The sequence below is a fragment of the Pseudomonas sp. NBRC 111138 genome (genome assembly GCF_001320835.1).
Classification (GTDB): domain Bacteria; phylum Pseudomonadota; class Gammaproteobacteria; order Pseudomonadales; family Pseudomonadaceae; genus Aquipseudomonas; species Aquipseudomonas paracarnis.
This window is the reverse complement of record NZ_BCBO01000045.1, coordinates 49,159-59,805: the sequence shown is the minus strand read 5'-3', so window position 1 is coordinate 59,805 and position 10,647 is coordinate 49,159. Positions and strand designations below refer to the sequence as shown.

General features: G+C 60.5%; 9 protein-coding genes. 8 read left to right on the top strand and 1 reads right to left on the bottom strand.

Features of this window, described 5'->3' with window-relative positions; all coding sequences use genetic code 11:
- From APH41_RS08655 to APH41_RS08620, 8 genes are all read left to right on the top strand, one after another.
- Positions 1 to 128 (top strand): DUF5064 family protein (locus tag APH41_RS08655; protein WP_156359037.1); only part of this gene is annotated, 128 nt, incomplete at its 5' end.
- A gap of 173 nt (positions 129 to 301) precedes the next feature.
- The gene (locus APH41_RS08650) at positions 302 to 1,810 is read left to right on the top strand and encodes a sigma-54-dependent transcriptional regulator (protein WP_003193823.1); all 1,509 of its coding nucleotides are present in this window, start codon (positions 302 to 304) and stop codon (positions 1,808 to 1,810) included.
- A gap of 402 nt (positions 1,811 to 2,212) precedes the next feature.
- On the top strand, positions 2,213 to 2,596 hold the full coding sequence (gcvH, locus tag APH41_RS08645) for a glycine cleavage system protein GcvH (RefSeq protein ID WP_014719698.1): 384 nt from the start codon (positions 2,213 to 2,215) through the stop codon (positions 2,594 to 2,596).
- Between the two features lie 10 nt (positions 2,597 to 2,606).
- A complete protein-coding gene (gcvP, locus tag APH41_RS08640) occupies positions 2,607 to 5,444 on the top strand; it encodes an aminomethyl-transferring glycine dehydrogenase (RefSeq protein WP_054918484.1) in 2,838 nt (945 codons plus the stop codon).
- Between the two features lie 161 nt (positions 5,445 to 5,605).
- On the top strand, positions 5,606 to 6,982 hold the full coding sequence (locus APH41_RS08635; protein WP_034128553.1) for an L-serine ammonia-lyase: 1,377 nt from the start codon (positions 5,606 to 5,608) through the stop codon (positions 6,980 to 6,982).
- A 39-nt stretch (positions 6,983 to 7,021) separates the two neighbouring features.
- The gene (gcvT, locus tag APH41_RS08630) at positions 7,022 to 8,146 is read left to right on the top strand and encodes a glycine cleavage system aminomethyltransferase GcvT (RefSeq protein ID WP_054918482.1); all 1,125 of its coding nucleotides are present in this window, start codon (positions 7,022 to 7,024) and stop codon (positions 8,144 to 8,146) included.
- A 392-nt stretch (positions 8,147 to 8,538) separates the two neighbouring features.
- On the top strand, positions 8,539 to 8,751 hold the full coding sequence (locus APH41_RS08625) for a cold-shock protein (protein ID WP_054918481.1): 213 nt from the start codon (positions 8,539 to 8,541) through the stop codon (positions 8,749 to 8,751).
- 95 nt (positions 8,752 to 8,846) lie between these two features.
- Positions 8,847 to 9,335, top strand: coding sequence for an RDD family protein (locus APH41_RS08620; protein WP_034128556.1), 489 nt, complete (start codon positions 8,847 to 8,849; stop codon positions 9,333 to 9,335).
- A gap of 125 nt (positions 9,336 to 9,460) precedes the next feature.
- Here APH41_RS08620 and nadA read toward each other — a convergent pair whose 3' ends face one another.
- A complete protein-coding gene (nadA, locus tag APH41_RS08615) occupies positions 9,461 to 10,519 on the bottom strand; it encodes a quinolinate synthase NadA (protein ID WP_054918478.1) in 1,059 nt (352 codons plus the stop codon).
- Between the last annotated feature and the right edge of the window lie 128 nt (positions 10,520 to 10,647).

Sequence of the window (10,647 nt, the reverse complement as noted above, 5' to 3'; positions counted from 1 at the left end):
ACGGCATTCCCAAGACCCATAGCAGCGTCGGTTCACAGCACAAGCATTACGACCTGATGTTTGAGGATGTGCGCCAGCAGTTGGATATGAAATCCGGCGACCCGGTCAAACCCGAACACCTGGAATAACCTGCTCCCCAATCGAATGTGGGAGCTGGCTTGCCTGCGATAGCGACCTGTCAGACGATATTTTCGGTAACTGACCCACCGCCATCGCAGGCAAGCCAGCTCCCACATTTTGATCTCCACCGGCTCCAAGGCATACTGGCCACCCTCAGCACTCCAGAATCAAGATCCGCCCCATGCGTATCCACGTCAGCTTCATCGACCGCGTCGGCATCACCCAGGAAGTCCTGGCCTTGCTCGGTGGGCGCAATCTCAATCTGGATGCGGTGGAAATGGTGCCGCCCAATGTCTATATCGATGCGCCGACCCTCAGCGCCGAGGTGCTTGAAGAACTGCGCGATGCGTTGTTCAGCGTGCACGGCGTGCAGGCGGTAAAGGTCGTCGACATCCTTCCGGGCCAGCGTCGCCACTTGCAACTCGACGCCCTGCTGGCGGCCATGACCGACCCGGTGCTGGCCCTGGACAGTGCAGGCAAGATCCTGCTGGCCAATCCGGCGCTGATCGCCTTGTACGGGCGTGAACCGGCCGGTGAGAGCATCGCCGAGCTGTTCGATGATCCGGCCTTGCTGGAAACCTTGCTGGACCAGGGCTTTCGCTTGCCGTTGCGCGAGATCAGCGTCAACGGCCAAACCCTGCTGCTGGGCGCCACGCCGATCACCGACGCCGGCGCCCTGCTCACCCTCTACCAGCCCAACCGCATCGGCGAACAACTGTCGGCGCTGCACCATGACCATGCCGAAGGGTTTGATGCGCTGCTGGGCGAGTCCCCGGCGATCCGCACGCTCAAGGCGCGGGCGCAACGGGTGGCGGCACTGGATGCACCGCTGCTGATCCAGGGCGAAACCGGTACCGGCAAAGAGCTGGTGGCCCGCGCCTGCCACGCCATCAGTGCGCGCCACAGTGCGCCGTTTCTGGCATTGAACTGCGCGGCACTGCCGGAAAATCTCGCCGAAAGTGAATTGTTCGGCTATGCCCCTGGCGCCTTTACCGGCGCGCAACGCGGTGGCAAACCGGGGCTGATGGAGCTGGCCAACCAGGGCACGGTGTTCCTCGATGAGATCGGTGAGATGTCGCCGTACCTGCAAGCCAAGCTGCTGCGTTTTCTCAATGACGGCAGCTTTCGCCGCGTGGGTGGCGACCGCGAAGTGAAGGTCAATGTGCGCATCCTCAGCGCCACCCACCGCGACCTGGAAAAGATGGTCAGCGAAGGCACCTTTCGCGAAGACCTGTTTTACCGCCTCAACGTGCTCAACGTCGCCGTGCCGCCCTTGCGTGAACGCGGCCAGGACATCCTGCTGCTGGCGCGCTACTTCATGCAGCAAGCCTGCGCGCAGATCCAGCGCCCGGTCTGCCGCCTGGCGCCGGGTACCTATCCAGCCCTGCTGGGCAACCACTGGCCGGGCAACGTGCGGCAGTTGCAAAACGTGATCTTCCGCGCTGCCGCCATCTGCGAAAGCAGCCTGGTGGACATCGGTGACCTGGACATCGCCGGCACCTCCGTGGCGCGCCAGAGCGATGGTGAAGTCGACAGCCTGGAACAGGCCGTGGAAGATTTCGAGCGCAGCCTGCTGGAAAGCCTCTACAGCCGCTACCCCTCGACCCGCCAACTGGCCAGCCGGCTACAAACCTCCCACACGGCTATCGCCCATCGCCTGCGCAAATACGGCATTCCCAACAAACCCTGACGGAATAAACGCGGTTCAACTGTGGGAGCTGGCTTGCCTGCGATAGCGTCGGGTCATCCAACTCCTTAGTGACGGGTAGACCGCTATCGCAGGCAAGCCCCCACAGAAACCGCATTACAGATTTGGTCTGAGAACGACATTCCGTGTACTGAAAGCGCTACAGCGTAACGATATCGCTACAGCCCTGTTTTTTGCGTGCCATGCAAGGCTTTGATCCACATAGGCTTTTTTTCACGCACTCGACTGTAGCGAAAACGCTACAGCTCACTGCTCGGACTTTATAGCGAAATTTATTAACCCATTGATTTATAACGGCTTAATAACGTTGGCCGCAATATTGCTAAGCAACTCCTCATTATTCCAATCCCGTCCACCAGACGATTCTGGCCCTGAGGAGTTTCCATGAGCGAGTTGCGTTTCACTGAAGATCACGAATGGCTGCGCGCCGAAGCCGATGGCAGCGTCACCGTGGGTATCACCGCTTTTGCGCAGAATGCGCTGGGTGATGTGGTTTTCGTGCAACTGCCAGAGTTGCAGGCTTATACCAAGGGCGCCGAAGCCTCCACCGTGGAGTCGGTCAAGGCCGCCAGTGGTGTGTACATGCCGTTGGACGGTGAAGTCCTCGAAGTCAACGACAAGCTCGATGGCAGCCCGGAACTGGTCAACGAAGACCCGATGGGCGAAGGCTGGTTCTTCCGCTTTAAACCCGCCGATGCCGATGCAGTGGCTAAGCTGTTGGATCAGGATGCGTACGACCGCCTGATCAAAGCCAACGCTGAAGCTTGAGGAGCGCGCCATGACCGTTAATCTGACCACCGCCAACGAATTCATCGCCCGCCACATCGGCCCGCGCCAGGAAGATGAGCAGCAAATGCTCGCCAGCCTGGGGTTTGATTCCCTCGAAGCCCTGAGCGCCAGCGTCATCCCGGAAAGCATCAAGGGCACCAGCGTGCTCGGCCTGGAAGACGGCCTGAGCGAAGCCGAGGCCCTGGCCAAGATCAAGGCCATCGCCAGCCAGAACCAACTGTTCAAGACCTACATCGGCCAGGGCTACTACAACTGCCATACGCCGTCGCCGATCCTACGCAACCTGCTGGAAAACCCGGCCTGGTACACCGCCTACACGCCGTATCAACCCGAGATTTCCCAAGGCCGCCTGGAAGCCCTGCTGAATTTCCAGACCCTGATCAGCGACCTCACCGGCCTGCCGATTGCCAACGCCTCCCTGCTCGACGAAGCCACGGCCGCCGCCGAAGCCATGACCTTCTGCAAGCGCCTGAGCAAGAACAAAAGCAGCAACGCGTTCTTCGCTTCGGTGCACAGCCACCCACAAACCCTCGACGTCCTGCGCACTCGCGCCGAACCACTGGGCATCGATGTAGTAGTGGGCGATGAGCGCGAACTGACCGACGTCAGCCCGTTCTTCGGCGCCCTGCTGCAATACCCGGCCAGCAACGGCGATGTGTTCGACTATCGCGAACTGACCGAACGTTTCCACGCCGCCAACGCACTGGTCGCCGTGGCCGCCGACCTGCTGGCCCTGACCCTGCTGACGCCGCCGGGTGAATTCGGCGCCGACGTCGCCATTGGCAGCGCACAACGCTTTGGCGTGCCACTGGGCTTCGGTGGCCCGCACGCGGCGTACTTCTCCACCAAGGATGCGTTCAAGCGCGACATGCCAGGCCGTCTGGTCGGTGTTTCCGTCGACCGCTTCGGCAAGCCGGCCCTGCGCCTGGCCATGCAAACCCGCGAGCAACATATCCGCCGCGAGAAAGCCACCAGCAACATCTGCACCGCGCAAGTGCTGCTGGCCAATATCGCCAGCATGTACGCCGTGTACCACGGCCCCAAGGGCCTGACGCAGATCGCCCAGCGCATTCACCAGCTGACCGCGATCCTGGCCAAGGGTTTGACGGCCCTGGGCCAGAAAGTCGAGCAGGCACACTTCTTCGACACCCTGACAATCCACACCGGCGCCCACACCGCAGCCCTGCACGACAAGGCCCGCGCCCAGCGCATCAACCTGCGTGTGGTAGATGGCGAGCGCGTAGGCCTGTCGGTCGACGAAACCACCACCCAGGCCGATATCCAAGCCTTGTGGGCCATCTTCGCCGACGGCAAAACCCTGCCAGCCTTTGCTGCAACCGAAAGCACCCTGCCAAGCGCATTGCTGCGTCAGTCGCCGATCCTCAGCCACCCGGTGTTCAACCGTTATCACTCGGAAACCGAGCTGATGCGCTACCTGCGCAAGCTGGCCGACAAGGACCTGGCCCTGGACCGCACCATGATCCCGCTGGGCTCGTGCACCATGAAGCTCAACGCCGCCAGCGAAATGATCCCGGTGACCTGGGCCGAATTCGGTGCCCTGCACCCGTTCGCCCCCGCCGCGCAAAGCGCCGGCTACCAGCAACTGACCAGCGAACTGGAAGCCATGCTCTGCGCGGCCACCGGTTACGACGCGATCTCCCTGCAACCCAACGCCGGTTCCCAGGGTGAGTACGCCGGCCTCTTGGCCATCCGTGCCTATCACCAGAGCCGTGGCGAAGAACGTCGCGACATCTGCCTGATCCCGTCGTCAGCCCACGGTACCAACCCTGCGACCGCCAACATGGCCGGCATGCGCGTGGTGGTCACCGCTTGCGATGCACGCGGCAACGTCGACATCGAAGACCTGCGCGCCAAGGCCATCGAGCACCGCGAGCACCTCGCAGCACTGATGATCACCTACCCCTCTACCCACGGCGTGTTCGAGGAAGGTATTCGCGAAATCTGCGGGATCATTCATGACAACGGCGGCCAGGTGTACATCGACGGCGCCAACATGAACGCCATGGTCGGCCTGTGCGCACCGGGCAAGTTCGGCGGCGATGTGTCCCACCTGAACCTGCACAAAACCTTCTGCATTCCCCACGGCGGTGGCGGCCCGGGCGTTGGCCCGATTGGCGTCAAGTCGCACCTCACGCCATTCCTGCCCGGCCACGCCGCCATGGAACGCAAGGAAGGCGCGGTGTGCGCTGCGCCGTTCGGCAGCGCGAGCATTCTGCCGATCACCTGGATGTACATCAGCATGATGGGCGGCGCCGGCCTCAAGCGTGCGTCGCAGTTGGCGATCCTGAATGCCAACTACATTTCCCGTCGCCTGGAAGAGCACTACCCGGTGCTGTACACCGGCAGCAATGGCCTGGTGGCCCACGAATGCATCCTGGACCTGCGCCCGTTGAAAGACAGCAGCGGCATCAGCGTGGACGACGTGGCCAAGCGCCTGATCGATTTTGGTTTCCATGCGCCGACCATGTCGTTCCCGGTGGCCGGCACCTTGATGATCGAGCCCACCGAAAGTGAATCCAAGGAAGAGCTGGACCGCTTCTGCGACGCCATGATCGCCATCCGCGAAGAGATCCGCGCGGTAGAAAACGGCACCCTCGACAAAGACGACAACCCCCTCAAGAACGCGCCGCACACGGCTGCGGAACTGGTGGGAGAATGGAGCCACCCATACAGCCGTGAACAAGCGGTGTACCCGGTAGCGTCGTTGATCGAAAGCAAGTACTGGCCACCGGTTGGCCGGGTCGACAACGTGTTTGGCGATCGCAACCTGGTGTGTGCGTGCCCTTCTATCGAGAGCTACGCCTGATCTGACGAGAGATACGCGGCCAGTGTGGGAGCTGGCTTGCCTGCGATAGCGGTGTATCAGCCGACAGTGATGTTGCCTGACCCACCGTTATCGCGGGCAAGCCCGGCTCCCACATTGACCGAGTCGGCTTTCAGAAAATAATAAGAAACCGGAGAACAACCATGTCCCTTAGCGTGTTCGACCTGTTCAAGATTGGCATCGGCCCCTCCAGTTCCCACACCGTCGGCCCGATGCGTGCCGCTGCCCGATTCGTCGAGGGGCTCAAGCGTGACAACCTGCTGGAGGCCACCACCGGCATCAAGGTGGAACTCTACGGATCACTGGGCGCCACCGGCAAAGGCCACGGCAGCGACAAGGCTGTGTTGCTGGGCCTGGAAGGCGAACACCCGGACACCGTGAATACCGAAACCGTGGCAGCACGCCTGGCGCAGATGCGCAGTGACGGGCGCCTCAACCTGCTCGGCGAACACAGCATTGCGTTCAACGAGAAAGAACACCTGGCGATGATCCGCAAGCCCCTTGCCTATCATCCCAACGGCATGATCTTTCGTGCCTTTGACGCCGCCGGCATCCAGACCCGCAGCCGCGAGTACTACTCGGTCGGTGGCGGTTTCGTGGTGGATGAAGACGCGGCGGGCGCCGACCGTATCGTCGAAGACGCTACACCCCTGACCTTCCCGTTCAAACACGCCAAGGACTTGCTCGGCCACTGCACCACCTATGGCCTGTCTATCAGCCAGGTGATGCTGACCAATGAAAGTGCCTGGCGCCCGGAAGCCGAAACCCGCAGCGGTTTGTTGAAGATCTGGCAGGTCATGCAGGATTGCGTCGATGCCGGCTGTCGCAACGAAGGCATCTTGCCCGGAGGCTTGAAGGTCAAGCGCCGGGCAGCGGCCTTGCACAGGCAGTTGTGCAAGAACCCGGAGTCGGCGCTGCGCGACCCGCTGTCGGTGCTCGATTGGGTCAACCTGTATGCGCTGGCGGTCAACGAAGAAAACGCCAATGGCGGGCGCGTGGTCACCGCGCCCACCAACGGCGCGGCCGGGATCATTCCCGCCGTGCTGCATTACTACATGCGTTTTATCCCCGGCGCGAACGAAGACGGCGTAGTGCGCTTTTTGCTCACCGCGGCCGCCATCGGCATTTTGTACAAGGAAAACGCTTCGATCTCAGGCGCCGAAGTCGGTTGCCAGGGCGAAGTCGGCGTGGCCTGTTCCATGGCCGCAGGCGCACTCTGCGAAGTGCTGGGCGGCAGCGTGTCCCAAGTGGAAAACGCCGCCGAGATCGGCATGGAACACAACCTCGGCCTGACCTGCGACCCAATTGGCGGGCTGGTGCAGGTGCCGTGCATCGAGCGCAATGCCATGGGCTCGGTGAAGGCGATCAATGCGGTGCGCATGGCCCTGCGTGGCGACGGGCAGCACTTTGTGTCCCTCGACAAGGTCATCCGCACCATGCGCCAGACGGGCGCCGACATGAAAAGCAAATACAAGGAAACCGCCCGTGGCGGTTTGGCGGTCAACATTATCGAGTGCTGACGCCCACAAGCGCGTCGGCACGTTTTTCAGGAGTTGAATATGTCCACCGAAACCCTGTTGAAAACCCCATTGCATGCCCTGCACCTGGAACTGGGCGCACGCATGGTGCCCTTCGCCGGCTACGACATGCCGGTGCAGTATCCATTGGGCGTGATGAAGGAACACCTGCATACCCGTGAACAGGCCGGGTTGTTCGACGTCTCCCACATGGGCCAGATTCGTCTCACTGGCGCGAATGCCGCCAAGGCTCTGGAGACCCTGGTGCCCGTCGATATCATCGACCTGCCAGTAGGCATGCAGCGCTATGCGATGTTCACCAATGAGCAAGGCGGCATCCTCGACGACCTGATGGTCGCCAACCTGGGCAACGACGAATTGTTCCTGGTGGTCAACGCCGCCTGCAAGGACCAGGACCTGGCGCACCTGCGTACACATATCGGCGACCAATGCACCATCGAACCGCTGTTCGAAGAACGCGCCCTGCTGGCCCTGCAAGGCCCTGCGGCAGTGAAAGTATTGGCGCGCCTGGCCCCTGAAGTCACTCAGATGACCTTCATGCAATTCGCCACCCTGCGTTTGCTGGGCGTGGACTGCTACGTCAGCCGCTCCGGCTACACCGGTGAAGACGGTTTTGAAATCTCCGTGCCGGCCGCCAATGCCGAGAGCCTGGCCCGCAGCCTGCTGGCCGAAACCGAAGTGCAGGCGATCGGCCTGGGCGCTCGCGATTCGCTACGCCTGGAAGCCGGCTTGTGTTTGTACGGCCACGACATGAACACCGACACCACGCCAATCGAAGCCAGCCTGCTGTGGGCGATTTCCAAGGCTCGGCGTGCCGATGGCGCACGGGCCGGCGGCTTCCCTGGCGCCGACCGCATCTTCACTCAGCAGCAAACCGGTGTGGCGCGCAAACGCGTAGGCCTGCTGCCGCAGGAGCGTACCCCGGTGCGTGAAGGCGCTGAAATTGTCGATGCACAAGGTACGGTTATCGGCAGCGTCTGCAGCGGGGGCTTTGGTCCAACCTTGGGTGGCCCTCTGGCGATGGGTTATCTGGACAACGCATTTGTCGCACTGGATACCGAAGTTTGCGCAATGGTACGTGGGAAAAAGGTGCCACTGCGTGTAAGTAAAATGCCATTTGTTCCGCAACGTTACTACCGTGGCTGATTGACTGTTTCTATAAGTAACGCGGTTGCGTTAACGTGCACTAAACCGTAACGCAACCGCCATAAAACAGTGCATTCACGATAGGATTTTTATAGCTGACGCCCTATAACAAGTGAATAACTCTATCGAATAAGCCGGCATCAGAACATTCAACAAAGTGTCATGAGACCCAGTAAAATCAGGGCCTGCACAAGGGCTTGTTTTTTTCATATTAGTTGGCGTAGAGTTTGCCCACTGTGTTTGCATGGGTCGCTTGGAACCTGGACCTGGGCAGTAGCTCAAGTAGTTTGCTACAACCCGTTCGATGTCTCTTACTTTCCTGCAACCCAGCCCAGTACTCTTTCGTTTGAAAGGGGCTGTCATTAATTTTTAGCGTCAAAGGAAAGAAGAAAATGGCTGAGCGTCAGAGCGGTACCGTCAAGTGGTTCAACGACGAAAAAGGCTTTGGTTTTATCACTCCTGAAAGCGGCCCGGATCTGTTCGTGCATTTCCGCGCAATTCAGGGCAATGGCTTCAAGAGCCTGAAGGAAGGCCAGAAAGTGACTTTCGTTGCCGTGCAAGGCCAGAAAGGCATGCAGGCTGACGAAGTAAACGCAGAAGCCTGACCCTTACCTGCGACAAAAAGCCCCTGATATGACATCAGGGGCTTTTTTATGGGCGCCATTGCGTAAACTGCGTGCTTTCTCCAGAGAGCCCTGCCATGTCCAAACCCCTGTTGAGCCCCCAGGGCGAGTTCCCCGCCGTTGGCCTGGGCCGCCGCCTGGCAGCGATGTTCTACGACTTTCTTTTATGTACCGCACTGCTGATCGTCACCGCGTTTATCTACAAGCTGGTGTGGATCGCCTTCGTGGGCGAAGCGAAAATGCGCACACTCACCGAATCCGGCGCGCTGGACGGTGACCCGTTGCTGTCCACGATCCTGCTGTTCGTGCTCTTCGGGTTCTTCGCCAAGTTCTGGACTCATTCGGGGCAAACCCTAGGCATGCAGGTGTGGGGCGTGCGCGTGCAGAACGCCGACGGGTCGCGGATCAGCCTGTGGCAGGCACTGCTGCGTTTTGTGGTGTCGATTGCGTCATGGCTGTGCGTGGGGTTGGGATTTATCTGGTCGTTGTTCGATAAACACAAACGCAGCTGGCATGACATCTATTCGGATACGCAGTTGGTGCGGATCCCGAAGCAAAAGAAGTAACTCAAGCGCATCACAGATCAACTGTGGGAGCTGGCTTGCCTGCGATAGCGGTGTTGCAGTCAAAAACACCTGTAACTGTTACACCGCTATCGCAGGCAAGCCAGCTCCCACATTTTGATTTGTGTTCAGGCGTTGCCGGCCAGTTTCAATCGTGCGGCCTGGGTGAAGTCCAACATACGCTTGAGCGGTCGTACCGCCTGCGGAATCACCGCCGGCTCCACGAAGATCTCATTACCGCCCTCACGCAAACACTGCAACGTACGCTCCAGTGTGTTCATTGCCATCCACGGGCAGTGCGCGCAACTGCGACAGGCTGCACCGTTACCGGCGGTAGGCGCTTCGACAAAGACTTTGTCCGGGCACAACTGCTGCATCTTGTAGAAGATGCCGCGGTCGGTCGCGACGATAAAGGTCTTGTTCGGCAAGCGTTGCGCCGCAGCGATCAGTTGGCTGGTGGAACCCACCGCGTCAGCCAATTCGATCACCGAAGTCGGTGACTCCGGGTGCACCAGGATTGCCGCATCCGGGTACAACGCCTTCATGTCTTCGAGCTGCTTGGACTTGAATTCTTCGTGGACGATGCAGGCACCGTCCCACAGCAGCATATCGGCACCAGTCTGGCGCTGGATGTAGGTGCCCAGGTGTTTGTCCGGACCCCAGATAATGGTCTCGCCGTTGTCCATCAGGCTTTCGACAATTTCCAGCGCGCAGCTGGAAGTCACCACCCAATCCGCCCGAGCTTTGACCGCCGCCGAGGTGTTGGCATAGACCACCACGGTGCGCTCGGGGTGCTGATCGCAGAACGCGGAAAACTCATCCACCGGGCAACCCAGGTCCAGGGAGCACGTGGCTTCCAGGGTAGGCATCAGGATGCGTTTTTCAGGCGTAAGGATCTTGGCGGTCTCGCCCATGAAGCGCACGCCAGCCACCAGTACGGTTTTGGCCGGGTGAGCGGCGCCGAAGCGCGCCATCTCCAGGGAATCGGAAACACAACCACCGGTTTCTTCGGCCAGGGCCTGAATCACCGGGTCGCAATAAAAGTGGGCAACCAGCACCGCGTCCTGAGCCTTGAGCTCGGCGGCAATGGCGGTTCGCAGGCTCGCCTCTTCGGCAGCGCTGAGAACCTTGGGCTGCTTGGCGTCGAGGTGAGCTTGAACCAGTAGGCGTTCGGAAATGTGCGTCATGTTCGCAAGACCTGCAGGCGCAGTAGCGCGAAAGTCGAGTGTACCACCGGCTCAGGAGCCCTTCGGGCGCCACCGGACGAAGTGTTTTTGTTCATCAAGCACGGGTACAGCTTAAAGCTGCGCAAGGC

Excerpts from the sequence above, each read along its gene's own strand:
- APH41_RS08650 (WP_003193823.1), top strand. The coding sequence starts at position 302 with ATGCGTATCCACGTCAGCTTCATCGACCGCGTCGGCATCACCCAGGAA.
- gcvH (WP_014719698.1), top strand. The coding sequence starts at position 2,213 with ATGAGCGAGTTGCGTTTCACTGAAGATCACGAATGGCTGCGCGCCGAA.
- gcvP (WP_054918484.1), top strand. The coding sequence starts at position 2,607 with ATGACCGTTAATCTGACCACCGCCAACGAATTCATCGCCCGCCACATC.
- APH41_RS08635 (WP_034128553.1), top strand. The coding sequence starts at position 5,606 with ATGTCCCTTAGCGTGTTCGACCTGTTCAAGATTGGCATCGGCCCCTCC.
- gcvT (WP_054918482.1), top strand. The coding sequence starts at position 7,022 with ATGTCCACCGAAACCCTGTTGAAAACCCCATTGCATGCCCTGCACCTG.
- APH41_RS08625 (WP_054918481.1), top strand. The coding sequence starts at position 8,539 with ATGGCTGAGCGTCAGAGCGGTACCGTCAAGTGGTTCAACGACGAAAAA.
- APH41_RS08620 (WP_034128556.1), top strand. The coding sequence starts at position 8,847 with ATGTCCAAACCCCTGTTGAGCCCCCAGGGCGAGTTCCCCGCCGTTGGC.
- nadA (WP_054918478.1), bottom strand. The coding sequence starts at position 10,519 with ATGACGCACATTTCCGAACGCCTACTGGTTCAAGCTCACCTCGACGCC.